Here is a 25581-nt window from a genome sequence, read left to right as displayed (position 1 = left end):
CAAAATCTATAGTGTATGGCGCATCGGAGACATGTTGTTTAATAAATATAACAAATAAACCTTGTGATGTTATATTTCATTAGATATATTTGAAGGGTAATTTAATCATTAATACATGAGACCAGACCTCTTTGAAGCCCCGGACTATTACCAATTGGATGATCTTTTGTCGGAAGAACAAAAACTGGTACGTTCCGCTTCCCGCGATTGGGTGAAGCGGGAGATATCGCCTGTTATAGAAGAATATGCACAACGTGCGGAATTTCCGAAGCAACTTATCGGCGGTTTGGCCGAAATAGGTGCTTTCGGACCCTATATTCCCGAGGAATACGGAGGTGCGGGCCTTGACCAGATCAGTTACGGGCTTATCATGCAGGAGATAGAAAGAGGAGACAGCGGCATTCGGTCTACGGCTTCCGTACAGTCTTCCCTGGTGATGTACCCCATATGGAAATACGGTAGTGAAGAACAGCGTAAAAAATACTTGCCTAAGCTTGCATCCGGAGAATTTATGGGCTGTTTCGGGCTTACGGAGCCTGACTTCGGTTCCAACCCGGGAGGTATGGTTACCAATTTTAAGGACAAAGGAGATCATCTGTTGCTCAACGGGGCCAAACTGTGGATATCCAACGCGCCTTTCGCGGATATTGCTATAGTCTGGGCAAAAGATGAAGGCGGAAGGATACACGGTCTTATTGTGGAGCGTGGCATGCAAGGATTCACCACACCGGAAACACATAACAAGTGGTCGCTCCGGGCTTCGGCCACCGGGGAACTCATATTTGATAATGTAAAAATACCCAAAGAAAACCTTCTGCCGGGAAAAAGCGGGCTCGGGGCACCCCTGGGCTGCCTGGATTCTGCCCGTTACGGCATCGCCTGGGGAGCAATAGGAGCGGCGATGGACTGCTACGATACGGCTCTTCGTTATGCCAAAGAACGAGTTCAGTTCGATAAACCCATTGCGGCTACCCAATTGCAACAGAAAAAACTGGCTGAAATGATCACGGAGATCACCAAGGCACAATTACTGGCATGGCGGCTCGGAGTATTGCGAAACGAGGGAAAGGCCACTACGGCGCAAATATCCATGGCAAAACGGAACAATGTGGAAATGGCCATAAACATAGCCCGTGAAGCAAGACAGGTGCTCGGAGGTATGGGAATTACGGGAGAATACAGTATTATGCGCCATATGATGAACCTCGAAAGCGTGATCACTTACGAAGGTACGCACGATATACACCTGCTAATTACCGGGGCAGATATTACAGGCTTCAACGCTTTTAAATAAAACCGGTGTCATTGCGGCTATAGCTCAACACCAATTATTGTTTATCTTAGGTGCATGATAGAAGCCTTGAAACAAAATTACGGTTACCTCTTCGAAGCCCCTCTCCTGGAGGAGATAAACCGGGTAGGTCAGCTGAAAAAAGTACCCGAAGGTTTCCAGCTTATGGATATCGGGGAACCTATAAAGGGTATGCCGCTTATTCTGGAAGGGGCCATAAAAATTTTACGTGAAGATGAAAAGGGGAACGAACTGGTACTCTATTTTATAGAAAGGGGAGATACCTGTGCCATGACCCTTTCCTGTTGTGTTGGGCTCGCTAAAAGTGAGATCCGGGCCGTAGCTGAAACCGATACGGAGCTCGTTATGATACCGGTAGAAAAAATGGAAAGCTGGATGGCGACCTATAAAAGCTGGCGCCAGTTTATTCTGCAGAGTTATCACGACAGGCTTATGGAAATGCTGGATACGATCGATTCTATTGCCTTCCTTAAAATGGATGAACGCCTGCTGCGCCATCTCAGGGACAAAGCCATGATAGCCCATGATGATGTCATCCAGACCACCCACCAGGACATAGCGCGGGACCTGAATACCTCGAGGGTGGTGATATCCAGGTTGCTGAAAAAACTAGAAAACCAGGGGAAAATACAGTTGTTCCGAAACAGTATTAAAGTTATAGACTTATAATGGGTTGAGATAGTATAACTCGGGGCAACGCATCTTAAAAATTAAGGAGTTTTGGAGTTGATGAGTTCTGAGTTTTGGAGGTACTCTTTTTATGAGCACATTAAAAGCTAAAACCTGGAACAGGTTATCCAGAGTTGTTTCTCTCTCTAACCGGACATTAAAACGCTGTAGGACTTAAAGCCTGTAGTTTAGTTTCAGTCCTAAACTCATCAACTCCGAACTCCATCCCGATATATATCGGGACTAAAAAACTGTTTTTAACTTTTCACCGAACCCGGAATTTTCTATATATAGTGTGTTTGCCCTACCATGTAACCTTTGTTACCGATTACCTCTTCCGGATATCTTACTTTTGTAGCAAATTGTAAGTACAGCATTATGGATATTCTCCAGATATCGGGTTACATAGGAGCTCTTCTCATAGGCGTAATTCTTGGCCTTATCGGTGGAGGGGGGTCTATTTTAACGGTTCCTGTCCTCGTTTACCTAATGGGGGTCAGCCCGGCCACGGCTACGGGTTATTCCCTTTTTGTCGTCGGAGTATCTTCGCTTATCGGTGCGTTCATCAACATGCGGAAAAAACTGGTACAGGTTAGAACAGCTTTTGTGTTTGCCTTCCCTGCTTTTGTAGTGGTTTATATAATGCGAAGGTTTGTTATGCCCGCTATTCCACACAACCTTTTCTCTGTCGGCGAAACGGAGGTTACCAAAGACCACGTTATTATGGTATTTTTTGCTGTAATAATGCTCATTACCTCTATTTCCATGCTGCGCAACAAGAAAAAAAATATTATTACCAATGTATCCGATTATCACTATCACATTCTTTTTCTGGAAGGGATACTGGTAGGCGTTGTTGCCGGTTTTGTGGGAGCCGGGGGTGGTTTTCTTATTATTCCCGCCCTGGTACTTTTTGCCAAACTGCCCATGAAAAAAGCAGTAGCCACTTCCTTGCTTATCATATCTATTAATTCCATCGTAGGTTTTGCCGGAGATGTCGGTGTAATGCAAATAGACTGGAACCTGCTGCTCATTTTTACAGGAATAGCCATTGCAGGGATATTTGCAGGTAGTTACCTTTCCGGCAAAGCCGATGGGAAGAAACTGAAAAAAGGCTTTGGCTGGTTTGTACTGGTCATGGCTGTATACATCCTCATAGAAGAGTTTACACATTTATAAGATAAGTGATAAAAGTCATATAACATCCCGAGCCAGGATAGTAATTTGGCCCGGTTATATGGAGAAAGAAAAAACAACCTGTTAAATTTGTATGATGAAACCGACAGGATTAAAGATAATCTTTAAACATACGGATAACGATTATTTTAAGCATTAAACCTGCCTGCCGGCAGGGGTTCCGTCTGACCATTAAAAAACGATAAAAATAAACACATGAAAGTAGAACAAATATATACCGGATGCCTTGCCCAGGGAGCTTACTATATAGAGAGCAAAGGCGAGGTGGCAATTATAGATCCTCTTCGGGAAGTACACCCTTATATAGAAAAAGCGGAAAAGAACGGGGCGAAGATCAAATACATTTTCGAAACCCATTTTCACGCCGATTTTGTAAGCGGACATGTTACCTTGTCCAGGGAAACAGGAGCCCCCATTGTTTATGGCCCCACCGCAAACCCGGATTTTGAATCGATTATAGCAGAAGACGGGCAGGAATTTCCTCTCGGTGAAATAACTATCGTGGCATTGCACACGCCCGGCCACACGATGGAAAGTACCACGTATCTCCTTAGGGATAAAGACGGAAAAGATTACGCCATTTTCAGCGGCGATACCCTCTTCCTGGGAGACGTGGGAAGACCGGACCTGGCGCAAAAGGCGGCCCACATGACCCAGGAAGAACTGGCGGGGTTGCTTTATGACAGCCTGCGCGAAAAAATTATGCCTTTGGAGGATAGTGTCATTGTATACCCCGGTCACGGAGCAGGATCGGCCTGTGGTAAGAACATGATGAAGGAAACCGTAGATACTCTCGGCAATCAGAAAGAAGTAAACTATGCGCTCCGGGAAGATATGACCCGTGAAGAATTTATCAAAGAAGTAACTGAAGGCCTGTTGCCTCCGCCGCTATATTTTCCGCATAACGTGCGGATGAACAAGGAAGGATACGCGGATATCGATGAGGTGCTGAAACGTGGTGCCAGCCCGTTAAACCCTTCGGAGTTCGAGGCTTTGGCAAACAAAACCGGCGCTGTAGTGCTGGATGTACGGCACCAATGTGATTTTGAAAAAGGACACATTCCCCGGTCTATATTTATAGGCATTGACGGGAGTTTCGCACCCTGGGTAGGAGCGCTTATTATGGATACGGCCCAGCCCATATTACTGGTTACGCCCGAAGGAAGGGAAGAAGAGACCGTTACAAGGCTTTCCCGTGTTGGTTTTGACAATACCCTAGGATATCTGGGTGGAGGTTTTGAAGCATGGAAAGAGGACGGCAGGGAATACGATACGGTGAACTCCGTTACCGCGGAAGAATTAAAGGAAATGCAAAAGAAAGCGGAAGTGCCCGTTTTTGATGTACGCAAAGAAACCGAGTATGAATCCGGCCACGTAAAAGGAGCGCATTTAACGTCCCTGGATTATCTCAATGATCATTTGACGGAATTCCCCGAAAGCGGAAAGTTCTACATCCATTGCGCCGGGGGGTACCGCTCCATGATCGCCGCGTCTATTCTGAAAAGCAGGGGAATCCACAATTTTGCAGATGTGTCCGGGGGATTCGGCGCCATCCGGGAAGCCGATGTGGATATCACCGTGTAACACATTACCAGTATTGGAATAATAAGGATTGGGAAGGCCGTTTCTGTCAGGAGCGGTCTTTTTTTGTGCTATGGATATAAAATACAGATAGTTTGCGAAAAAGAGAGTGCAGCTTACTTGGCTTGTTTGAATTTTTCAAATTCGGTTAAGAAGTCTATGGAGGTCATATTTAAGGCAGGAGCCAGGATTTCGCTGCACCAGAATAATGTTGGACTTACGATACCCCGTTCTATGGCAGAAACATTCTGGGAGTTATTGCCTATGCGCGAAGCCAGGTCGGACTGCGTCCAGCCTATTTCTTCACGTTTAGACCGGATAAAGCCTCCCAAAAGATGATTAAAAGTTGGTTTATCCATAGATTAGAGAAAAGTCCAAAAATTTTCGCACCTCTTTCTAACGATATATGGTTAGTTTTTATGTTTTTTGTATATATTTGTATCTTATAGAAGAATAGTAATGTGTTACAACACACCGATATAAAGATTTAGGTTGTTTGGAGAACATAGACTTTCGGATGCAAAACACGTTCTTATTATCCCAAATGGTCTAACGGGATGGTTTTGTTTTAATCGTCTATGAAGTTGCTTTTGCATAAGGGTAGGGGTATCCTATGTAGAGCAGTAGTAAAGAGGTTGCCTTCGTGGTCAACCTCTTTTTTTTGAAGTATAGCGTAGCGTGGATTTGGACAATGTGTGCGGATTCCCTGTTCCTGTTTTTCTTCTGTAGATTTATAAAATATTGTTAAAATTGGAGTTATTGTGGTTTTCCGTAATATCGTTTTGAGGGGTTTTTATACATTGCGAAATCAATATACTAAAAACCAATTGTTTAACTTCTCAAAAAGCAATATTATGAGAAACGTAATCCAATCTAAGCTCACTCAAAAAGATCAAAATGAGGTAGACAGTTTAATTGCGCAACTGGAAAGCCTGATAGAAGGCAAACTGGCCGCACTTACCGAGGCCCAGCGCTCACAGTACGGCTCTATCAACGAACAAAACAAACTCCTGGTAAACAAGGTACGCGACTATTATCACAATAGTCCCAACCTGAGCGCCCCGGAAGTGGATTGGGTCGATTTTGAAAAAGACTACCAGGCCCGTCACTTCCTGGAAACCCGTGCGGAAAGGCTCAACAGGGTAATATACCAGATGGAGAGCACCAAAAAAATGCACGATTATGACAACTACCGCGATGCGCTTATAGACTACGGCTATGCCCAGTACAAAAGAGGAGCGGGAGAAAACGGGCATACCGAAAAAGTGGCAGAACTCAAACAGTTTTTTCCACGCACCAGGCCAACAGCGCAGGAAGGAGACGAAGGTAACACACCGTAACACGCCCTTTCTTTTAGGTAAACAACCTAAACATTAGGCGTAAATACCTTAAGTTTTGCACAATCACGGCAATCGTTTAGCTTTAAACGGTTGCCGTTTGCATTAGGCAGGAAAAGGTTTAACCCGGTCCATGTTCGGTTTAGGCAAAACAATGTCCTGTTTAGGTAAAACCACTACCGGTTTAGGTAAAACGATGTCCCGTTTGGCTGAAATGATCTCCCGTTTAGGTAAAACAATGTCCCGTTTAGCCAAAATGATCTCCCGTTAGGGTAAAACGAAGTTCTGTTTAGCCGAAACGGCTAAAATTTGTATGGAATTGATCCAAATTTGGCTTACGGAAGCTAAACGGAATATTATTTTGGCTAAAAATGGGTTGTTTTTAGTTAAAAGGGACATTGTTTTACCTAAACAGAATATTTTTTGAGCGTAAGGAAGCATCGTTTTGATGTTTTACAGGGGGATTTTCTGGAGTTATTCTTTAGATAATAGCTTAATGTCTTTACAAATCTCATGGAGTATTTCACATGGATCTACATCAATAGCCAATGCAATAAGGTACAACTCTTCTACTCTGAGTTGCGTTTTTTCATTATTGGAGAGTTCACTCAACCTGGTTTTGCTGATTCCAGTTTTGCGAGATACGTCAGATCTGTTTACCGATTTCTTAGCAAGGTAGAGGCCTAATTTGGTCATTAAATTCGTGTTTGGAATGCAATTTACATTTTTAGTAAAGAAGTACAGTCCATTCAAGGATAGGAGCTATATTGATTTAATTCTTCTTAACCACAAAGGTATCATCTATAAGATTACCATACTTTTTTTCTACCATGATAAAAAAATCTGAAAGTTTTATTCCTTTATTGAAACATATAGTATTTAGAGTATTCAAAGGAATATTATAGCCGTCTTCTTGAATTATCTTTTCAATAACATGATAATTTACACCATACAATTTACCATATTCCCGTAATGATTTACCGTCCGAAAACCACTCATCGGTAAGATACTTGCACACATATTTATCTACTTGAAATATCTTTTTTAACTTCCTTGAAGCACTGCTTTGTTGTTGGTTTTCACTAGCCATAATAACAAAAGAAACTATTATTCATTTCTTTTTTGAGAGTCTTCACTCTCATTTCTAATATTTTTATTATATTTGTTTTAGATAAACATATATTTGCGACACTTCTTATAGAAAATATTAGAAGCAATTGCTTTGAATCTCGCCTTTGAAAACTGGTAATTTTTATGGAAACGAGATGATAAGTAGATTTGCTCACGACCATGGCGTGGGCTCTCTTATCGTTTCCAGGGTATACCAGTACCTCAAAGGCCTTAAGTTGAGTTCCACGCCTATTTATTTTCAGGTAACTCTTCTTTCTCTATAGCCAAAGCTTTGATTGCACTTGTAGAATTTTCGCATGCTAAAGCAAACAGGGTGTTTGCCCTGTTATTTTTGAGGTAGTATGGAGAGGAAGAGGGACGCCTTTTCCTTTCTTTAACACACTGCCTCACCCATATACTACCTCTATACTTTTTCATTCATCTTAAAATTATTGGCTTATGAAATCATGTATAGAACAAATTATCCATGAAATAGTACCTCTTTTGGAGGTGCAGTATATCTACACGTTTGGGGTGGAAGTACAGGGGGCACGAAAAAACTGTCTACTGGTTATCCAAAAAGATGCGGACAAGCCTAAAGGCGATCTCCCTTCGGTATCCGCCATTTTTGCAGAGCATCCGCAATACCTGTACAGAATATACCCGGAAAGCTACGCCAAAGCACAATTGGCGCAAGGGAATATCTTTTTCCTGCACGCCTGTTTGCCAAAGCACCTGCACTATTCCGCCCCGGGAGCGAAAGCACCGGGTTTGCTGCCTGCTGTGGAGATGAAACGGGTATTCGACAAGGCCAAAACCTTCTTTCAAAAAGAATACGGCAAAGTTGTAGATTTCAGGGATGGTGCGCGGTTTTACCTGGAAAAGGAAAATTTACCACAGGCGGCCTTTATGCTGCACCAGGCTTTTGAACTGGCTTACCGCACCGTGGAGTTATTTGCTATGGGCAAGGAAAAGGTATGCCACAGCATTGCCAATCACCAGGAATATATACGCCCTTTTGTCCGGGAACTGGAACAGCTATTTTCGCCGGAAAATGAACAGGAAACACCATTGCTAAAACTACTCGACATCGCTTACCGGGATGTTCGTTACGATCGGGGTTACCATATCAGCCCGGAGCAGATCGCCGTCTTGCAAGCCAAGCTGGAAAAGGTACTGGCTTTGGTAGAAAGAGAATTCTACTCCCGGTTTTATGGCTGCAAAAAGATGGTGGAAGCATTGCCGGGTAAAGAGACCGGGGGGAATACCGGGATTACCGACCGCTTAAAACGGTTGGCTAAGCGGAACTACCAAAAAATAGGGAAAAATCCGGGAAGGCTCTGGTACAAGGCAGATATTTTTATCTATGGCCCGGCAGATATACTGTATACGGTGAGTAGTATGCTTAAGGTTTGTGTAATAGCTTCGGCATATGCGGATGGTAGTTTTTCGCCGCAAATCCCGCAACCGAACGTTAATATTCAGCAAACACTGGAGCTTGCCATACAGCTTTTACCCCATGATGAAATGGAGCTTTTTGAAAACCTGGTAGAAGCCTCCGGCGGAATACATGAACTTTTGAAAGACTAATCATGTCTAAACCTACCAAAAGCACAGAAGAGCTAAAGACAACACGGTGGCTCTGTTTACCCCTGACCTGTTTTCTTTTTGGAATCATAGCCGGGACTTTGGTGATGACCGTCCTGGTTATCATCTTTATTTGTTGACCTTAAGTAAGATACAGGAAAATCCGGGTACTTTTGCGGTATATTTATAATCCTTGAAAAGCAAAAAACCCTGTAAAACAAACGTTTCACAGGGTTTTCTTGTACCTCGGGTGGGAATCGAACCCACACTCCCGAAAGAACCGGATTTTGAATCCGGCGCGTCTACCAATTCCGCCACCGAGGCAAATGGATTGCAAAACTAATAAATTAAATCTAACCGGAAAGACTTTTTTTAAGAACTGATTAAAAAATATGAATCGGTAAGTGGGTTTATAGCTTTTGAGTAATAGGATGGGAGAACTTTATTGGCGTACCGTAAGGGAAAAAAAAACACCTCATTTATAAGGTAATTCCGGAGACAGAAAATAAAAAAATAAACATTACGCATGTTTTTTGTTAAAAATTTGTATAATTGCATTAACAAAACATTAACAATAAATCTTTAATTTATGAGAAAAGTATTTTTGGGTTTAGCTGCAATGGCTTTAGTCTTAACTTCGTGTGAAAATTCTGTAAGTGAAGTAGATGAGCAAAATCTGTCTCCTGAAAAACAAGAGTTTACCGTATCTAAGGATCAATGTGGTACTATGGGGGTTCTTGATGAGAAATTAGAAGAGAATCCGGAATTGGCATCCCGGATGGAATCCGTAGAGTTTCATACTAAAGAAGCAATTAAGAATAAATTAACAAGTAGATTGGCCGCAGATGGGGTTATTGAAATCCCCGTGGTCTTTCATGTTATCTACAGGGCAGAAAGTGAGAATATACCGGATGCGCAATTACAATCCCAGATAAATGCGCTCAACGAGGATTTTAATCTTAACAACCCGGGAAGGAATGGCATCCCGGCTGAATTTGCTACTGTCGAATCTGATATAAACATCCGTTTTACTTTGGAACAGGTGATCCGGGTGAACAGCAATAAACGTCAGTGGAGACCGGATGATTCTATGAAATTTACCTCAAGCGGGGGCAGTGATGTAGTGAATCCACAGGAATTTTTAAATATATGGGTGGTGAATAACATGCCTTACCGTGGTGGAAATATTCTCGGATATGCGCAATTCCCGGGAGGGGACTGGTCTACGGACGGTGTGGTATTAGATCACAGATTCACAGGAGATACGCAGTATTCTACAGGTAGAACGGCAACACACGAGGTAGGGCATTGGTTAAACCTTCGTCATATATGGGGTGACGGTGGTTGTGGCGCCAGCGATTTTGTAAGTGATACTCCGGATGCGGACGGGCCAAGCAGAGGATGCCCTGTTTATCCGACAGTTGCTTGTGGAAGTAATAACATGACCATGAACTTTATGGACTATTCCGATGATGAATGTCTGAATATGTTTACTGAAGGACAGAAAGACCGGATGATGGCGGTATTCACAGCAGGAGGATTCCGGCAAACAATGGCCCAATAATCCCGGTAGCCTTATTATATCACGAAAAAACCATCCGGATTCCGGATGGTTTTTTATTGCGATTTTATAGCCTGCCGTTTTGCTTAAATCCCATTAAATGGGTTTTATTCCCCGATGCTCTGCATCGAAATGACTAAGGTTTGTTCATTTAAATACCTCGCGGGCTTGGCCCGAGGTAGTTGATTTATTTACTTTTTTGTTTAGCTATTTCATTACGGGGAATCATATGGCCCGGTCTGCTCCATTTGGGTTTTTCTCCCAGGGGATGGAACAGGGAATTTTCGGCTTCCACGGTCTGGGGCTGATCTTTCTGTGTAAAGGGTTTTTGCGGATTGAGTCCCAATGCGCGGAACATCTGCATATCTTCATGGACATCCGGGTTGGGGGTGGTGAGCAGTTTATCCCCGGCAAAAATGGAATTCGCACCGGCAAAGAAGCACATGGCCTGTCCTTCCCTGCTCATACTTGTTCTCCCGGCCGAAAGGCGAACCTGGGTCTTGGGCATTACAATACGGGCAGTGGCTACCATGCGTATCATTTCCCATATTTCCACCGGCTCCTGGTCTTCCATGGGGGTGCCTTCTACAGCTACCAGGGCATTGATAGGTACGGATTCCGGTTGCGGATCGAGAGTAGAAAGGGCAACCAGCATTCCGGCCCGGTCTCCAGCGCTTTCTCCCATTCCGATAATACCCCCGCTACAAACCGTAACATTGGTTTTGCGTACGTTTTCTATGGTCTGTAAACGATCTTCGTATCCCCTGGTGGAAATGACTTCTTTATAATATTCTTCGGAAGTGTCCAGGTTGTGGTTATACGCATATAAACCGGCTTCGGCCAGTCTTTGCGCCTGGTTCTCGGTAATCATGCCCAGGGTACAGCACACTTCCATTTCCAGTTTGTTTATGGTACGTACCATTTCCAGCACTTCATCGAATTCCGGTCCGTCTTTTACATTTCTCCAGGCGGCCCCCATGCATACCCTGGAACTTCCGGCGGATTTTGCCCGGAGGGCCTGTGCTTTTACCTGCTGAACACTCATCAGGTCGTTGCCTTCTATATCGGTGTGATAACGTGCTGCCTGAGGACAATAACCGCAATCTTCGGGGCATCCCCCTGTTTTTATGGATAGGAGCGTGGAAACCTGTACGGTATTCGGATCGTGATGTTTACGGTGCACCGTAGCGGCATCGTAAAGCAATTCCATGAATGGTTTGTTGTATATCTCCAGTATTTCTTCTTTGGTCCAGTTGTGTCTTATTTCACTCATAGGTTCAAATTTGAAGTTGCGAATGCGCCTTTAGCCCTATCCGGGTTCAAAAATACTAAAAAAGGATTTGTCCCCCGGGAAACAACATGCTAAATTCCATATCGACGATGCGTTTCGGCTTAAGGAGCCGGATTAGGTATCTGTTTGTGAATAGTGTTTATTTCCCGTATTATGGTCTCATCCAGCTGTATATGGATACTATCTATGTTCTCCCGGAGTTGCTCTATAGAGGTAGCCCCGATAATATTGCTGGTAACGAAGGGTTGCTGATTTATAAAGGCCAGGGCCATTTGAGCGGGCGACAGACTGTTGTTCTTTGCCAGTTCGTAATATCTGCGGGTCGCTTCGGTGGCTTGGGTATTGCTGTAACGATTAAAAGTAGGGAATAAGGTTATCCTTGCATTTCCCGGTTTTCCGGCCAGATATTTTCCGCTGAGCATCCCGAAAGCCAGGGGAGAATACGGTAACAGGCCGATGTTCTTGCGAATGGATATTTCGGCAAGGCCTACTTCATAGAGACGGTTTAACAGGGAATACGGATTTTGCACCGTTATTATTCCGGGCAGATTGTGCTTTTTGCTTTCCTCCAGGAAGCGCATTACGCCGTAAGGTGTTTCGTTAGATACCCCGATGTGGCGCACTTTACCTACTTTGATCAGTCCGTTAAGGGTTTCCAGGATTTCAGCGAAATTGTCCTGCCATTCTTCGCTTTCGTCATGTGTATAATCTTTTTTGCCAAAAAAGTTGGTGTTCCGTTCCGGCCAATGCAGTTGGTAAAGGTCTATATAGTCCGTTTGCAGACGACGTAAGCTGGCATGGATAGCTTTATGTATGGCTTCTTTCTGAAAACCTGTCTGCCGGATATGCTGGTTGGAATATCCCGGCCCGGTTACTTTGGATGCCAGGATGATCTTGTCCCTGTTCCCGGTCTTTTTGAACCAGGAGCCTATGATCTCTTCCGTAGCTCCCTGGGTTTCTTTCCGGGCAGGTACGGGATAGAGTTCGGCAGTGTCAAAAAAATTGACACCTTGTTCCAGGGCATAATCCATTTGTTCATGTCCTTCCGCTTCGGTATTCTGCTGTCCCCAGGTCATGGTGCCCAGGCATATTTTACTTACTTTAATATTGGTATTGGGTAGTGTAGTGTATTTCATAGCAATATTCTGATTTATAAAAATAAACCCGGAAAAGAGTAGTGATCAGGCTTTTCCGGGAGCATTTGATTCTTACAAAGATGACTATATTTCGTTGAGCAACCTGGATACTTCGTCTAGCTTAGGTGTGAGTATAACCTCTATTCTCCTGTTTTTTGCCTTTCCTTCCGTACTGGTGTTAGGGGCCACCGGGGCATATTCGCTTCTTCCGGCAGCAGTAAGGTTCTGCGGGTTGATACTTGCATTTTCCCGGAGTATCTGAACAATGGCAGTAGCTCTTTTTGTGGAAAGGTCCCAATTGTCCTTAACCTGTCCGCTGCCCCTGTAAGGCACATCATCGGTATGCCCTTCGATGAGGACCGAAATACCGGGGTTCTGGGCGAGTACTTTCCCCAGTTCCACAACAGCCCTTCGCCCTTCCGAACCTACGGCCCAGCTTCCGCTTTCGAACAGCAGTTTGTTTTCCATGGAAACATATACTTTGCCGTCCCGTTGCTCTACCGTTAATCCGTTGCCTTCAAAATCGAGAAGGGCCCGGGAGACGGCATCTTTCAGTTTTTGCATGGCGGCATCTTTGGAAGCGATAAGGCTTTCCAGTTCATCTACCCGTTTTGACCGGGTTTCCAGTTGTTTTTTCAATGCTTCCAGGCGAGCGCTTTCTTCAGCCAGGGCATTTTCTTTGGTTTCCAGTTCGGCCAGGAGTTCCCGGTTCTTTTTGGAGTTCTCCGCTATGGCCGTGCTGCTGTTCTTTTCCAGCGCGTCGTAGGATTCCTGTAAGTTTTCGAGATTGTTTTTTGCTGCCGTATATTCCCGTTGCAGCCTGTCCCGTTCCGCAACGGCGTCATCGTGTACTTTTTGCAAAGCCGAAAGCTCGTTTTCCAGGCGGTTCTTTGCGGTTTCGAGTTCGTGGTTTTTACCGGCCAGGGTGTCTCTTTCCTCTTTTAGGGAATGGTAACGGCTCTCCAGGTCTTTATACACTTTGGAAGATACGCAGGAAGACACCAGAGAAATACAGGCGATACCGAGAATTATATTTCGAAACATGATTACAGGTTTTTATACGTTCAGTTCTACCAGTATAGGGCAATGATCACTGTGCTTTGCCTCTGGTAATATAACGGCCCTTTGCAGGTTTTCTTGCAGGGGCTTGCTTACCATATTATAATCGATACGCCATCCTTTATTATTGTTACGGGCATTGGCGCGGTAACTCCACCACGAATAATTATGCGGTTCCGCGCTAAAGTGACGGAAACTGTCTATAAACCCACTGTTTATAAAATTGTCGATCCAGTCCCTTTCTACGGGAAGAAAACCGGATACATTGGCATTGCGCACCGGGTCGTGGATGTCTATGGCACGGTGGCAGATATTGTAATCACCGGAAATGACCAGGTTTGGTTTTTCCAGTTTTAACCGGTTTATATATTCCTGAAAATCGGCCATGTACTGCAATTTATGATCCAGTCGTTGGATATTTGTCCCGGAGGGCAGGTAAAGGCTCATAACGGAAATACCATTGAAATCGGCGCGGATATTTCTTCCCTCCGCATCCATATAATCTATCCCCGTTCCGAATTCTACATGGTCCGGTTGTGTTTTGGACAGAATGGCAACTCCGCTGTATCCTTTCTTTTCGGCACTGAACCAGTAGTGATAAGGATACCCGGCCTTTTCAAAAAGAGAAAGGTCTAACTGGTCCATTCTCGCCTTGGTTTCCTGGATACAGACTACATCGGGATCAGCGCTTTGCAGCCAGTCTAGGAAGCCTTTGGTTAGCGCTGCCCGTATACCGTTTACATTATAGGAAATGATCTTCATGAAATTGTTTTATGCTAAATTAAAGAATACGGAGTTTTTCTCCGTGAAAACAGGAGATAAAATTTAAGGCTGCTTCAAAATTGTTTTGAAACAGCCTTATCTGATTTATATATGGGAATAGGGTTAGTACCTGTAGTAATCCGGTTTATAAGGACCTTCTACGGTAACTCCAATATATTTTGCCTGTTCCTCGTTCAGCGTTTCCAGTTCCACACCTATTTTTTCCAGGTGCAGCCTGGCTACTTTTTCATCGAGGTGTTTAGGCAGGGTGTATACCTTGTTCTCGTACTGGTCTTCATTTTTCCACAATTCTATCTGCGCCAGGGTCTGGTTTGTGAAAGAGTTACTCATCACAAAGCTCGGGTGCCCGGTAGCACATCCCAGGTTTACAAGTCGTCCTTCGGCCAGTAGTATAATATCGTTGCCGTTTACGGTGTATTTATCTACCTGGGGTTTGATGTTCACTTTAGAAGCCCCGTGGTTTTTATTCAACCAGGCAACATCTATCTCGTTGTCGAAGTGACCGATATTACATACAATAGTTTTATCCTTCATTTTCTCGAAATGACGGCCTACTACGATATCTTTATTTCCGGTTGTGGTAATAACAATATCGGCTTTACCTAACACGGTTTCCAGTTTTTTCACCTCATAACCGTCCATGGCAGCCTGAAGGGCGCATATGGGGTCTATTTCCGTTACCGTAACAATAGCCCCGGCTCCACGGAAAGAAGCTGCAGTTCCTTTTCCTACATCCCCGTATCCGCAAACCACAACGCGTTTTCCGGCGAGCATCACATCGGTGGCCCTTCGGATAGCATCTACGGCGCTTTCGCGGCAGCCGTATTTGTTGTCGAATTTCGACTTGGTTACCGAGTCGTTAACGTTGATCGCAGGAAGCGGCAGGGTACCGTTCTTCATTCTTTCGTACAGACGGTGAACTCCCGTAGTGGTCTCTTCCGAAAGCCCCTTGATCCCGGAAACCATGTCCGGATAGCGATCCAGTACCATATTGGTAAGGTCTCCGCCATCGTCCAGTATCAGGTTTAAAGGTTTACGGTCTTCTCCGAAAAACAGGGTTTGTTCGATACACCAGTCAAATTCCTCTTCATTCATACCTTTCCAGGCGTAAACCGGTATTCCGGCAGCGGCAATGGCTGCGGCGGCATGGTCCTGTGTGGAGAAAATATTACAGGAACTCCAGGTGACCTCTGCTCCGAGGGCAACCAAGGTTTCTATAAGCACGGCAGTCTGTACGGTCATGTGCAGACAACCTGCAATACGTGCCCCTTTGAGAGGTTGTTCTTTACCGTATTCTTCACGGAGCGACATCAGGCCGGGCATCTCGGCTTCCGCCAGTTCTATTTCCTTTCTTCCCCAATCTGCCAGTGAAATATCTTTCACTTTATATGCTACGTAGGGCGCCGTTTTTGTATTCATAATCGTATATTTGTTTTTTGAGCGGTTTATGTCTCCTTTCCGGAAAAAAGGAAAAGAGGGGACAAAGTTACGTAATAACTTTATCTAAGTAAAATATAGCAGCTATATAGTTCGGTTATACCAACTTCAGCTTGTATTGTCAAATGCCCCGAGGGGCTTTCAGAACGGAAACCTTTATATGCCTCTGTATAAAACCATAGCGGTAAACGCGAATACTACCATACGGATCTGGAAAATTGAAGAAAGCTACGAGGAACTTCTGCAGAACATAAATCCAACACAAAAATGCCTGCAACGTGTGGATTCCATGAAATCCGATATTCATCGCAGGGGTTTTTTAAGTGTCCGGCAATTGCTGAAAGAAGCCGGATATGAAGCGGAAGCCTTGTTTTATGATGAAAACGGGAAACCGCATCTCAAAGATGGTAAATACATTTCCATTACGCATTCTTTCGAATTTTCTGCGGTGATCATCAGCGATTTCCCTGTGGGCATCGATATTGAGAAACAACGGGAAAAAATTACGATCATAGCCGATAAGTTTGTAGATTATGAATTCAGCTACCTCAGCAATAAGGAGGAACTGGTACGTAAACTTACTATTATCTGGTGTGCCAAAGAGAGCCTGTACAAGGTTTTTGCGGTTCGGGGAATGAGTTTTAAAGATCATACGAAGGTTATTCCGTTTGTTTTGGAGGAAGGTAAAACCGCCGCGTGGATACATTACGAAGGGCAAATAAGAAAATATCGTGTGCCGTTCCTGGAATTCGAAGGGTTTAGTTGTGCCTATGCCCTTAGAGAGTTATAACAGCCGGACATAGGAAAAGCATAAATTACAAAAAAGTTGCTCCGGATAACCGGGCAAAATAATTAATCAGTCAGTAGAAAATCACATGAAAATTTCAGTAGAACTTACATTGACCCCGCTACAGGACGAATACGAAGATGCTATTATTCATTTTATCAAAAAACTCAGGGCTTCCGGGCTGACGGTATTGGAAAACCCGTTGAGTACACAGGTGTATGGCGATTATGATAAAGTGATGGCCCTGTTGACCACGGAAATAAAAGAAGCTTTTGAATTGGTGGAGAGAGGACTGTTGTACATGAAGATCGTAAAATCGGACCGCAGCGATTATGAACCACATTTTTGATTGGGCCTTTGCCCAGTATGAGGATGTTCCGCTGCACCTGATAGCGCTGGAGGTTATCGCTATGATCTTTGGCCTCCTGAGCGTGCTGTATTCCAAGAGGGAAAATATCCTGGTTTATCCTACGGGAATTATAAGCACGGCCATTTATGTGTATATTCTGTGGGTTTATGGTTTGTTGGGAGATATGCTTATCAACGGGTATTATTTTTCCATGAGTATCTATGGCTGGTATTTCTGGACCCGAAAGGTCGACGCCACCCATTTTATACCGGTTACGAGAACTACCTCTAAAGAAAAACAGTGGTCTGTAATACTTTTTGTACTTACCATAGGGTTTGTATTCGGCGTTTACAAAGCTTTTGATCGCTGGGATAGCTGGACCGCTTATGCAGACACCCTTACCACGGCTATTTTCTTCGTAGGAATGTGGCTCATGGCGCGAAAGAAACTGGAAAACTGGATCTATTGGATCATAGGAGACCTTATTTCCGTACCGCTTTATATGTATAAAGGACTTGTATTTACTTCATTGCAGTACGCTGTTTTTACCGTAATAGCCATATTCGGATATTTAGCATGGAAGAAAAACTTAAACAAAAGCCCGGAGACCTTATTAAGATAGTCCTGATCGGTCCGGAATCTACCGGGAAGACCACACTGTCCAGGCAACTTGCCGCCCATTACAATACGTTATGGGTGCCCGAATATATGCGGGAGTACCTCCAGGAGAAATGGGACCGGGAACAGAAAACCTGTGAACCGGAAGATATGCTGCCTATTGCTGAAGGGCAGATGCTTGTGGAAAATAAGAAAAGTGCACTTGCGGATACCTTATTGTTTTGTGACACGAACCTGCTGGAGTTGAAAGTGTATTCGGAGATTTACTATGGTGAATGCGACCCGGATATAGAGAAATTTGCCCTGCATAATAAGTACGATTTATACTTTTTGACGTATATTGACGTTCCCTGGGAAGAGGACGATTTGAGAGATAAACCCGGCGAGCGGGAGCCGATGTTCCGGTATTTTGAAAATACTCTCAAAAAGCACCAAAAGCCTTATGTTGTTCTGAAAGGAAATGAAAAAGAGCGCCTTAGGGAAGCGATAAGGCATGTAGAATACCTCATGCAATAAAAACAACTTTACTCCAAAAAGCAAAAACAACTATGTTTACTGAAAAAGACCAAGAGTTACTTCGGCAAAAAGGGATAACCGTAGAACAGGTAATGCAGCAAATAGAAATTTTTAAAGAAGGCGTGCCTTTTGTTCACTTGTTAGAGTCTGCCACAGTAAATAACGGTATTATATCCGTTTCCGAAAGCGATAAGCAACATTTCATATCACTTTATGACGAAAAAAAGGATGGCCTGGATATAATGAAATTTGTACCGGCGTCGGGTGCGGCAACCCGTATGTTCCGGGCATTGTTCCGCTTCCTGGAAAGCTTTAATCCCGAAAAAGATACCTTTAATACTTATGTGAACCGGGAAAAGGCCCAGGATATGCAAACCTTTTTCGTCGGAGTAGAAAAGCTTCCTTTTTACGACCAGGTTATGCAAAGCCTTAGAGAAAAGGACCCTGATTTTGATCGTTTGTCCGACGACAGGCAGAAATATCTCTTCGTTAAGGAAATGCTGTCCGAAGACGGATTTGACTACGGGGCTTTCCCGAAAGGGCTTTTGCCGTTCCACAAGTATAAAACGCATAGTGCAACAGCTTTCGAAGAACATTTATATGAAGCGGCATTGTACGATGTATCTAATGGAGTAGCAAACCTGCATTTTACCATTTCGGAAAAACATGCCCGCAAATTTGATGCGGAATTTAATGGTATAGAGAGTTATGTGAAAGAAAAGAGCGGGGCTTCTTTTACTATTTCCTTTTCTTTCCAGAAGAAATCTACAGATACCATTGCCGTAACCCCCGAAGATAAACCTTTCCGGAATGAGGAAGGTTCATTATTGTTCCGCCCGGCAGGGCACGGTGCACTGATAGAAAACCTGAACGACCAGGAGGCGGATGTGATCTTTATTAAGAATATAGACAATGTGGTAGTGTATAGGTATAAGCACGAAATGGCTGATTATAAGAAGATGCTGGCAGGAATATTATTAAAATACCGCGAAAAGGTATTCGCCTACGCCAGGATGCTGGACGAGGAAGAAGTGACCGCACAACAAATCGATGAGATCAAATCTTTCCTGTACGAAAAGCTCAATACCCTGACTGCTCCGGATTTTCATAAATACACCAGGAAATACCAGATAGAACACCTTATGGAAAAGCTGAACAGGCCGATAAGGGTATGCGGTATGGTGAGGAACGAAGGAGATCCCGGCGGAGGACCTTTCTGGATTAAAGATGAGAACGGGAAAATTTCCCTGCAAATCATAGAGTCGGCACAGATAGACAGGAGTAATAAACGACAAATTAAGATTCTGAACGGGGCCACCCATTTTAACCCGGTAGATATCGTATGCGGAATAAAGAACTATAAAGGAGAAAAATACAACCTTCCGGATTTTGTGGACCCAAAACAGGCGTTTATTACTTCAAAGACGAAAGAAGGAAAGGAATTAAAGGCGTTGGAACGCCCCGGACTGTGGAATGGTGGTATGGCTTTTTGGAATACGGTATTTGTAGAAGTTCCCCTTATAACCTTCAACCCGGTGAAGACGGTAAACGATTTGCTTAAACCTGCTCACCAGGTGAAAGAAGAAGGTTGATGTCATTTACAGTTTTCTTATGTAATCATTTAGGTTCGTATACGTATATCCCATCCTGTAACTTTTCTGTTCGGCTGGGATTTTTTCTTTTTTAAGGTTGTAAGTGGCTTGTTATCAGCAGGTTTTAGGTGTGAAATTGTGTAATCGTTACACACTGTTGTGTAGCCTTCTCCGAAATTCTACACATAGTAAAGGCTGGGTTGATTACCGGTTTATTTTTAAGTCACTGATAATCAAATTTTTATTAAAATTTTAAGGAATATGTATTAAAAGGGCATCATTATTTCATAATACAGAATATAAGAATTGGAAAAATAAATATAATCTTAAAACTCAGTATTATGAAAAAGTTAGTTTTTGCTTCAGTATTAGCGTTAGGAAGTTTCACAGCAATTTCTGCTACCACCCCGGTACTTCACGATGGAATAATGGATGTGGTTCTTCAGGAAGAATACACAGAGGTATCTGCCGATGATGTGCCTCAGGCTGTAAAAGATGCCCTGGCTGCAGATTTCCCTAATGCTACTTTAGACAAAGCCGCTGTGAATGAAGACAAAGAGTACAAGCTTGACATTACCGTTGACGGTACTGCTGCTGTATTGTACGCCAGCGAAGATGGAGAATGGATCCAGAAATAGGATAAGTCCCTCTCTATTATATACACTTGATTTAGCTAAAAGAAAGGTCTCCCGTAGGTGGCCTTTCTTTTTTATTTCGAATCCATATCAGTATCTGTTTCTTTGACAGGGATATGGTGACGGATCAAGCGTAAAGGTTGCGGAGTTTTCGGGTTGGCAGTTCTGAGTTATCTCTACGTAATCCTATTCTACAACTGAAAAAATCTCCTTCCATATGTGTACAAATATTATCTTCCCTTGTTCTTTCGGGATTATCAGTTGCTATTGGAGTATTTATGAGGCCGTAGCTTTTTTGATTGCTCTGCAATTGGCCGGTTGATATTTCTGTTATAACACGACAGGTAGCTCTTGTATGGTTAGGGTTGGCGGTTAATTGTGTATAAAATTTACACATTGGCCCGGACATTACACATAACGGGTTACACACTTCCTAAAATAGTGTGTTTTTTAGGTTTATTGTAATGTATTATTTATCAGTATTTTGTAATTTGTACATGATAAAATTTCAGAATGGCACTATAATTTCATTATATAAATCAGATTACAGTATAATAAACCTGTTGAGAATGCGAATAAGAGAAAATGAATTCAAAAAAACTGAAATGCTGACAGGTACTGTAAATAAAGGGAATGATTGTTATGCAAAAAAGAACGGCAGCTAATGCTAATAAAAACGGTGAGTGGATACAGAAGTGATTTTGTGTCCAAGATTAGGTTGGTTAGTAAAAGAGATCGCGGAGGCGGTCTCTTTTTTTTATTTTTTTTAACTGAGGAAATGATTTTAAGTGTTTACTTTTGTAAAACATCGGGTTTGACCGGGAAATTACCAAAAACTTGCGGACTTTACCAATACGGATATAAAATGTATCTTTAAGGCGGCAATACCCCCTGATGTAGGATTACTTAATTTGAATACTTGATGCCCGATATCCTTATTATAGAAGATGATGTAGCCTTTTGCAAGGTGCTGGAAAAATTTTTGACCAAGAACGGACACAATATTACCACCAGTTTTTCCGCCTCGGAGGCCAAGAGTAAAATAGCAGAGAAGACATTCGACCTGGTTATTACGGATTTACGTCTCCCGAATTACGACGGGTTGGATTTGCTTGGTGAAATAAAACAGGACTTTCCCGCTGTCCCTGTTGTCTTAATGACCGGCTATGCAGATATAAATACTGCGGTCAAAGCTATGAAGAGAGGGGCTTTTGACTACATATCCAAACCGTTCAACCCGGATGAAGTGCTTTTAATTATCAACAAAGCGTTACAGGAGGCCAAAGAAAGTACGACAGAGAAAAAGCAACCTTCAGCAAAAGCGGAGGTACAACAAGCGGACAGAGGCGAGACGTTTGTTGCAGGTGCCAGTACGGCTTCCAGAAAACTCAATCAATACATCGACCTTGTCGGGCCTACGGACATGTCCGTTTTAATTATAGGGGAAAGCGGAACCGGGAAAGAAGTTGTCGCCAAGGCTATACACAATAAGAGTTCCAGGGCGGACGAAAACTTTATAGCAGTAGACTGCGGAGCCATACCAAAAGAAATAGCCGCCAGTGAATTTTTCGGGCATGTGAAAGGATCGTTTACCGGTGCGGTAAACGATAAATTAGGGCATTTTGAAACCGCTAACGGCGGAACTATTTTCCTGGACGAAGTAGGAAATCTTTCTTATGAGAACCAGATCCAGCTTTTAAGAGCGCTTCAGGAAAGGAGGATCAAGAGGATAGGGAGCAGCAAGGAAATAAAAGTAGATATACGCCTTATTACCGCAACCAATGAAGATCTCCAGGCAGCAGTTCGTAAAGGAGATTTCCGGGAAGACCTTTATCACAGGCTGAATGAATTTTCCATTAATGTTCCGAGCTTGTCCCAGAGAAAAGAAGACCTTATGCTTTTTGCAGACCATTTCCTGGAATTGGCCAACAAGCAACTGGGGAAGAATGTATTGGGATTTTCTCCCGAAGTAACGGAAGCATTTAAGAATTACAGCTGGCCGGGAAACATCCGCGAATTACAGAATGTCATAAAGAGAGCTACCCTGCTTACAGTTACCGAGAATATCCAGGAAGATGCACTTCCACAGGAAATTTTCGAACCGGAGAATCAAAGGATGGAGTATAGTTTCTTTAAAACGGAAAACGAAAAGGAAATGATACTCAATGCGCTTCGCGAAACCAATAACAACAAAAGTAAGGCTGCAGAATTGCTGAAGATGAATCGAAAGACCCTGTACAATAAGCTGAAGCTATACAATATAGAACTCTAGTTTTTTCTTTTCACGGACTATACCGTCTCGGCTTCCTCCCGAAGCTCCCGGAGTATGGCAGGTATTTTTTCCTGTAGTTCCCTGGCGTATGTTTCCACTTCTTCACTGGATGTGTCCTGCCGATAGAATTCCAGTATTTCCAGTATTTCGGCAACATCCCATGCCTCTATTTGTTTAAACATGGACAGCATTTTATGCGCCGTGTGTTTTACCCCTTCTACATCCTTGTCTTTAAACTGGGCAGTGAGGATTTCCATATTTTTTTCTGTTGCTTCTATAAAAGTCTGCAAAATTTCTTTTAGTGCCTCCTCATCGTTTTGCAATAGTTTTCGCAGTGTTTCCAGGTTGTATAATCCGGTGTTATTGGCAGGGAGGTAGATTTCCTCGCTGACAGGACTTTGAAACTCCCCTGCTTCCATATGGTTTTCTCCCAGAAGTACGGAAATAAGTTCGATAAGGGTGCCGGGCGCAAAAGGCTTTTGTATGACAGCAGCAAAACCTGCCTCCGTATACTCTTCGGTATTCAGGTCTGCTCTTCCGGTAATGGCGATAACCGGTTTTTTGGTATTGCGGAAATTTTCGTCACTGTGAAGGGTCTCGAGGAACAGAAATCCATTCATTTCCGGCATCTGAATATCGGTAAGTATAATGTCAAAATCATTTTTATTTATATAGTCCAGAGCCTTCGATGCTTTGGAAAAAGCCTTTACGTTGCACGATTGTTGTTTCAGGATTTCGGAAGTAAGACTGAGTACGGATTCATCATCATCTATCAGTATGGCTTTGACCTTGGTTTGAAGTTTTGGAGCTACCGATTTTGGCGGAGTTATTTTATCCGTTTCTTCGGCTGGTATCTGGAGGGGGAGCTTTAAGGTAAAAGTACTGCCTTTTCCTTCTGTGCTGCTCAATTCGAGGGTGCCGTTAAGGAGGGTTGCCAGCTTTTTGGATATGGTGAGCCCCAGTCCGGTTCCGCCGTATTTTTTCTCTATGGCACTTTCTGCCTGGGTGAATTCGTTAAAAATGATCTCCTGTTTGTCTTTCCGTATTCCTATACCCGTGTCTTTCACATCGATCCGGACCCGGTAGGTAGTATCGTATTTTTCCAGCACTCCCGCTTTGATAAGAATATGCCCCTTTTCCGTAAACTTATAAGCATTCCCGATGAGGTTGGTGAGTATTTGTTTGATGCGGAATGGATCGCCCGCCAGATTGCGTTTCAGGCGCTCATCCAGTTCTATGATCAGTTCAATGGATTTTTTTGGGTATAGTGCCCGGGTGCCTTCTGCCGTATCTGTTATGATATGCTCCAGAGAAAACAAGGTGTTTTCTATTTTAATTTTCCCTGCTTCCAGTTTGTTGTAATCCAGTAGGTCGTCTACCAGGCTGCTTACGTATTCGGAGGCATTTTTAACCCGTGAGACATATTGCTCCTGTTTTGGGTTGATCTCCGTATTGTGAAGAAGGTCCGTATATCCTATAATAGTGCTGAGAGGAGTTCTCAGGTCATGCCCCACGGTATAAATAAGCTGTTCCCGGCTTTTTAAGAGTTGTTCCGTAGTGTTCTTGGCTTTTTCCAGTTGTTTCCTGTAAGACTGGCTTTTCCAGAAATCATTCAGAATAAGGTAGGAAAAGAAAATAGTGAGCAATAATCCTATGACAGCTGCTATGGTGATAACCCGTACAGTATTTTTTAGAGCCACATCTCTTTGTCTGTTGAGTGTATTCGTAGTGTTTATGATCTCGCTTTCAAAAGAAGACAGGATCTCCCGGAGCTGCTGGGAAATAGTGATGTCATTTCTCAATAGTTCGCTTTCCTTGTTGCTGAGTGTCCTTTTTATTTTCAGGGATTTCAGTTTTAAATCTTTTAGAAGTTGTTTGGAAGCAGTTAAAACGGAATCTGCTACTTTTTCCCTGTCTGAAGGATCAATATGATCGTTTCGGTAGTTGTTGATAAGGTCAACCCATGCCTGCAAAGAATCTCTTTGGGGCTCCCTAAGTTGTTCTGTATTGTCAAATACATTCTCTACGGTAGCCATTCCCACGGAAGATTCCATCTGGGTAATTTCCTGAATGGCCTTTTCCAGGGAAACATCGGTTTCATCCCTTCTTTTTAGCGCCCGGAGTTCCCGGATATTGTCTACTTTTTTATCCAGCAGGATTTTTACACTATCCAGTAAGTTCAGAAGCCCTATTTTATTTTCATTATCAATTAATGGCTTTAGAGAGTCTATTTCTTCATAAAGGACAGCAGTTTCGTCCATAAAAGCATTAAAGTTGCTGGGAGAGGAAGATTGCAGTGTTATCCGTGCGAGGCTTTCCGTTTCATAAAGATGGGTTATGAGAGAACTAGTTCTAAGTAGTTTTTTGCTTTCGAAGGTATTGGTGTTCTGATTTTTTGTAAATATCTGGAACTCGGCATATATAAACCAGCCTACGGCCATAATAAGTATGGCCAGGGCAATATAACTCAAAAGTACCTTGTAAGTAATCGTGCTCTTTTTGGTGCTCATAAGACAAAAATAGGAAGACGGGAGCAAAATCCCGGCATACAGGAGTAAAATACAAAGTTCCTGCCAAACTTGTATATGTGTATAATTTATTTTTGAAAGGAGAGGGTATTAAAAAAACCGTGTTGCGGTATTGAAAATACATTTTTACCTTGTAATTTTGCAGAGCTCAAATATCTCAAAGGGGTGCTTAAACACCGTCGTAAGATGTACAGAACACGGCGGGGGCAAGCTGAGATCATACC

The 25581-nt window shown here is 43.2% G+C and carries 24 protein-coding genes and 1 tRNA gene; 14 read left to right on the top strand and 11 right to left on the bottom strand.

Annotated features, from left to right (window positions below; genetic code table 11):
• Nucleotides 1–115: 115 nt before the first annotated feature.
• The 4 genes from ACVBDU_RS09155 (at nt 116) to ACVBDU_RS09140 (ending at nt 4762) form a co-directional block, all read left to right on the top strand.
• The gene (locus tag ACVBDU_RS09155) at nt 116–1294 is read left to right on the top strand and encodes an acyl-CoA dehydrogenase family protein (RefSeq protein ID WP_447179446.1); all 1179 of its coding nucleotides are present in this window, start codon (nt 116–118) and stop codon (nt 1292–1294) included.
• A 54-nt stretch (nt 1295–1348) separates the two neighbouring features.
• Nucleotides 1349–1981, top strand: coding sequence for a Crp/Fnr family transcriptional regulator (locus tag ACVBDU_RS09150; protein WP_447179445.1), 633 nt, complete (start codon nt 1349–1351; stop codon nt 1979–1981).
• 378 nt (nt 1982–2359) lie between these two features.
• On the top strand, nt 2360–3160 hold the full coding sequence (locus ACVBDU_RS09145; protein WP_447179444.1) for a sulfite exporter TauE/SafE family protein: 801 nt from the start codon (nt 2360–2362) through the stop codon (nt 3158–3160).
• 213 nt (nt 3161–3373) lie between these two features.
• Nucleotides 3374–4762, top strand: coding sequence for an MBL fold metallo-hydrolase (locus tag ACVBDU_RS09140; protein WP_447179443.1), 1389 nt, complete (start codon nt 3374–3376; stop codon nt 4760–4762).
• 113 nt (nt 4763–4875) lie between these two features.
• On the opposite strand, the gene ACVBDU_RS09135 is transcribed toward ACVBDU_RS09140, so the two are convergent.
• Nucleotides 4876–5118, bottom strand: a complete 243-nt coding sequence (locus tag ACVBDU_RS09135; protein ID WP_447179442.1) for a helix-turn-helix domain-containing protein — start codon at nt 5116–5118, stop codon at nt 4876–4878.
• A gap of 495 nt (nt 5119–5613) precedes the next feature.
• Here ACVBDU_RS09135 and ACVBDU_RS09130 point away from each other — a divergent pair, with 495 nt between their 5' ends.
• Nucleotides 5614–6099 (top strand): hypothetical protein, encoded by a 486-nt coding sequence (locus ACVBDU_RS09130; RefSeq protein WP_447179441.1) that lies wholly within the window; start codon nt 5614–5616, stop codon nt 6097–6099.
• 471 nt (nt 6100–6570) lie between these two features.
• Here ACVBDU_RS09130 and ACVBDU_RS09125 read toward each other — a convergent pair whose 3' ends face one another.
• From ACVBDU_RS09125 to ACVBDU_RS09115, 3 genes are all read right to left on the bottom strand, one after another.
• A complete protein-coding gene (locus tag ACVBDU_RS09125) occupies nt 6571–6792 on the bottom strand; it encodes a helix-turn-helix domain-containing protein (RefSeq protein WP_447179440.1) in 222 nt (73 codons plus the stop codon).
• Nucleotides 6793–6868: 76 nt separating this feature from the next.
• Complete coding sequence (locus ACVBDU_RS09120; RefSeq protein ID WP_447179439.1) at nt 6869–7186, bottom strand: hypothetical protein; 318 nt, start codon at nt 7184–7186, stop codon at nt 6869–6871.
• Nucleotides 7187–7455: 269 nt separating this feature from the next.
• Nucleotides 7456–7644, bottom strand: a complete 189-nt coding sequence (locus ACVBDU_RS09115; RefSeq protein ID WP_447179438.1) for a hypothetical protein — start codon at nt 7642–7644, stop codon at nt 7456–7458.
• A gap of 21 nt (nt 7645–7665) precedes the next feature.
• On the opposite strand from ACVBDU_RS09115, the gene ACVBDU_RS09110 reads away from it, so the two are divergent.
• A complete protein-coding gene (locus tag ACVBDU_RS09110; RefSeq protein ID WP_447179437.1) occupies nt 7666–8796 on the top strand; it encodes a HEPN domain-containing protein in 1131 nt (376 codons plus the stop codon).
• Nucleotides 8797–9035: 239 nt separating this feature from the next.
• Here the strand turns inward: ACVBDU_RS09110 and ACVBDU_RS09105 are convergent.
• A tRNA-Leu gene (locus tag ACVBDU_RS09105) sits at nt 9036–9117 on the bottom strand.
• Between the two features lie 265 nt (nt 9118–9382).
• Between ACVBDU_RS09105 and ACVBDU_RS09100 the strand changes: the two genes are divergently transcribed.
• The gene (locus ACVBDU_RS09100) at nt 9383–10357 is read left to right on the top strand and encodes a zinc metalloprotease (protein ID WP_447179436.1); all 975 of its coding nucleotides are present in this window, start codon (nt 9383–9385) and stop codon (nt 10355–10357) included.
• A 184-nt stretch (nt 10358–10541) separates the two neighbouring features.
• On the opposite strand, the gene bioB is transcribed toward ACVBDU_RS09100, so the two are convergent.
• From bioB to ahcY, 5 genes are all read right to left on the bottom strand, one after another.
• Complete coding sequence (gene bioB, locus ACVBDU_RS09095; RefSeq protein WP_447179435.1) at nt 10542–11627, bottom strand: biotin synthase BioB; 1086 nt, start codon at nt 11625–11627, stop codon at nt 10542–10544.
• Between the two features lie 119 nt (nt 11628–11746).
• A complete protein-coding gene (locus ACVBDU_RS09090) occupies nt 11747–12781 on the bottom strand; it encodes an NADP(H)-dependent aldo-keto reductase (protein WP_447179434.1) in 1035 nt (344 codons plus the stop codon).
• Between the two features lie 84 nt (nt 12782–12865).
• Nucleotides 12866–13825, bottom strand: coding sequence for an OmpA family protein (locus tag ACVBDU_RS09085; protein ID WP_447179433.1), 960 nt, complete (start codon nt 13823–13825; stop codon nt 12866–12868).
• A 12-nt stretch (nt 13826–13837) separates the two neighbouring features.
• Nucleotides 13838–14602 (bottom strand): exodeoxyribonuclease III, encoded by a 765-nt coding sequence (locus tag ACVBDU_RS09080; RefSeq protein ID WP_447179432.1) that lies wholly within the window; start codon nt 14600–14602, stop codon nt 13838–13840.
• 123 nt (nt 14603–14725) lie between these two features.
• Nucleotides 14726–16042: an adenosylhomocysteinase gene (gene ahcY / locus ACVBDU_RS09075; RefSeq protein WP_447179431.1), complete on the bottom strand. Its 1317-nt coding sequence runs from the start codon at nt 16040–16042 to the stop codon at nt 14726–14728.
• Between the two features lie 178 nt (nt 16043–16220).
• Between ahcY and ACVBDU_RS09070 the strand changes: the two genes are divergently transcribed.
• The 7 genes from ACVBDU_RS09070 (at nt 16221) to ACVBDU_RS09040 (ending at nt 22829) form a co-directional block, all read left to right on the top strand.
• Nucleotides 16221–16850, top strand: coding sequence for a 4'-phosphopantetheinyl transferase family protein (locus ACVBDU_RS09070; protein ID WP_447179430.1), 630 nt, complete (start codon nt 16221–16223; stop codon nt 16848–16850).
• Between the two features lie 85 nt (nt 16851–16935).
• On the top strand, nt 16936–17196 hold the full coding sequence (locus ACVBDU_RS09065; RefSeq protein ID WP_447179429.1) for a thiamine-binding protein: 261 nt from the start codon (nt 16936–16938) through the stop codon (nt 17194–17196).
• Complete coding sequence (pnuC, locus tag ACVBDU_RS09060; protein WP_447179428.1) at nt 17180–17818, top strand: nicotinamide riboside transporter PnuC; 639 nt, start codon at nt 17180–17182, stop codon at nt 17816–17818. Before ACVBDU_RS09065 ends, pnuC begins: the two co-directional genes overlap by 17 nt.
• Nucleotides 17773–18330 (top strand): ATP/GTP-binding protein, encoded by a 558-nt coding sequence (locus ACVBDU_RS09055; RefSeq protein ID WP_447179427.1) that lies wholly within the window; start codon nt 17773–17775, stop codon nt 18328–18330. Before pnuC ends, ACVBDU_RS09055 begins: the two co-directional genes overlap by 46 nt.
• A 32-nt stretch (nt 18331–18362) precedes the next feature.
• Nucleotides 18363–19922: a DUF4301 family protein gene (locus ACVBDU_RS09050; RefSeq protein WP_447179426.1), complete on the top strand. Its 1560-nt coding sequence runs from the start codon at nt 18363–18365 to the stop codon at nt 19920–19922.
• 341 nt (nt 19923–20263) lie between these two features.
• On the top strand, nt 20264–20560 hold the full coding sequence (locus ACVBDU_RS09045; RefSeq protein WP_447179425.1) for a hypothetical protein: 297 nt from the start codon (nt 20264–20266) through the stop codon (nt 20558–20560).
• A gap of 919 nt (nt 20561–21479) precedes the next feature.
• Complete coding sequence (locus tag ACVBDU_RS09040; protein WP_447179424.1) at nt 21480–22829, top strand: sigma-54-dependent transcriptional regulator; 1350 nt, start codon at nt 21480–21482, stop codon at nt 22827–22829.
• 17 nt (nt 22830–22846) lie between these two features.
• Here ACVBDU_RS09040 and ACVBDU_RS09035 read toward each other — a convergent pair whose 3' ends face one another.
• Complete coding sequence (locus ACVBDU_RS09035; protein WP_447179423.1) at nt 22847–25339, bottom strand: ATP-binding protein; 2493 nt, start codon at nt 25337–25339, stop codon at nt 22847–22849.
• Nucleotides 25340–25581 lie beyond the last annotated feature (242 nt).

Source organism: Sinomicrobium endophyticum, assembly GCF_052983315.1.
Note: the sequence above shows the minus strand (reverse complement) of the source record. Positions and strands in the feature narration are given on the sequence as shown.

Coding starts and splice junctions, on each gene's coding strand:
- ACVBDU_RS09055 (WP_447179427.1), top strand. CDS start 17,773: ATGGAAGAAAAACTTAAACAAAAGCCCGGAGACCTTATTAAGATAGTC.
- ACVBDU_RS09125 (WP_447179440.1), bottom strand. CDS start 6,792: ATGACCAAATTAGGCCTCTACCTTGCTAAGAAATCGGTAAACAGATCT.
- pnuC (WP_447179428.1), top strand. CDS start 17,180: ATGAACCACATTTTTGATTGGGCCTTTGCCCAGTATGAGGATGTTCCG.
- ACVBDU_RS09050 (WP_447179426.1), top strand. CDS start 18,363: ATGTTTACTGAAAAAGACCAAGAGTTACTTCGGCAAAAAGGGATAACC.
- ACVBDU_RS09090 (WP_447179434.1), bottom strand. CDS start 12,781: ATGAAATACACTACACTACCCAATACCAATATTAAAGTAAGTAAAATA.
- ACVBDU_RS09155 (WP_447179446.1), top strand. CDS start 116: ATGAGACCAGACCTCTTTGAAGCCCCGGACTATTACCAATTGGATGAT.
- ACVBDU_RS09070 (WP_447179430.1), top strand. CDS start 16,221: ATGCCTCTGTATAAAACCATAGCGGTAAACGCGAATACTACCATACGG.
- ACVBDU_RS09130 (WP_447179441.1), top strand. CDS start 5,614: ATGAGAAACGTAATCCAATCTAAGCTCACTCAAAAAGATCAAAATGAG.
- ACVBDU_RS09120 (WP_447179439.1), bottom strand. CDS start 7,186: ATGGCTAGTGAAAACCAACAACAAAGCAGTGCTTCAAGGAAGTTAAAA.
- ahcY (WP_447179431.1), bottom strand. CDS start 16,042: ATGAATACAAAAACGGCGCCCTACGTAGCATATAAAGTGAAAGATATT.
- bioB (WP_447179435.1), bottom strand. CDS start 11,627: ATGAGTGAAATAAGACACAACTGGACCAAAGAAGAAATACTGGAGATA.
- ACVBDU_RS09135 (WP_447179442.1), bottom strand. CDS start 5,118: ATGGATAAACCAACTTTTAATCATCTTTTGGGAGGCTTTATCCGGTCT.
- ACVBDU_RS09100 (WP_447179436.1), top strand. CDS start 9,383: ATGAGAAAAGTATTTTTGGGTTTAGCTGCAATGGCTTTAGTCTTAACT.
- ACVBDU_RS09040 (WP_447179424.1), top strand. CDS start 21,480: ATGCCCGATATCCTTATTATAGAAGATGATGTAGCCTTTTGCAAGGTG.
- ACVBDU_RS09045 (WP_447179425.1), top strand. CDS start 20,264: ATGAAAAAGTTAGTTTTTGCTTCAGTATTAGCGTTAGGAAGTTTCACA.
- ACVBDU_RS09115 (WP_447179438.1), bottom strand. CDS start 7,644: ATGAAAAAGTATAGAGGTAGTATATGGGTGAGGCAGTGTGTTAAAGAA.
- ACVBDU_RS09080 (WP_447179432.1), bottom strand. CDS start 14,602: ATGAAGATCATTTCCTATAATGTAAACGGTATACGGGCAGCGCTAACC.
- ACVBDU_RS09150 (WP_447179445.1), top strand. CDS start 1,349: ATGATAGAAGCCTTGAAACAAAATTACGGTTACCTCTTCGAAGCCCCT.
- ACVBDU_RS09065 (WP_447179429.1), top strand. CDS start 16,936: ATGAAAATTTCAGTAGAACTTACATTGACCCCGCTACAGGACGAATAC.
- ACVBDU_RS09145 (WP_447179444.1), top strand. CDS start 2,360: ATGGATATTCTCCAGATATCGGGTTACATAGGAGCTCTTCTCATAGGC.
- ACVBDU_RS09140 (WP_447179443.1), top strand. CDS start 3,374: ATGAAAGTAGAACAAATATATACCGGATGCCTTGCCCAGGGAGCTTAC.
- ACVBDU_RS09035 (WP_447179423.1), bottom strand. CDS start 25,339: ATGAGCACCAAAAAGAGCACGATTACTTACAAGGTACTTTTGAGTTAT.
- ACVBDU_RS09085 (WP_447179433.1), bottom strand. CDS start 13,825: ATGTTTCGAAATATAATTCTCGGTATCGCCTGTATTTCTCTGGTGTCT.
- ACVBDU_RS09110 (WP_447179437.1), top strand. CDS start 7,666: ATGAAATCATGTATAGAACAAATTATCCATGAAATAGTACCTCTTTTG.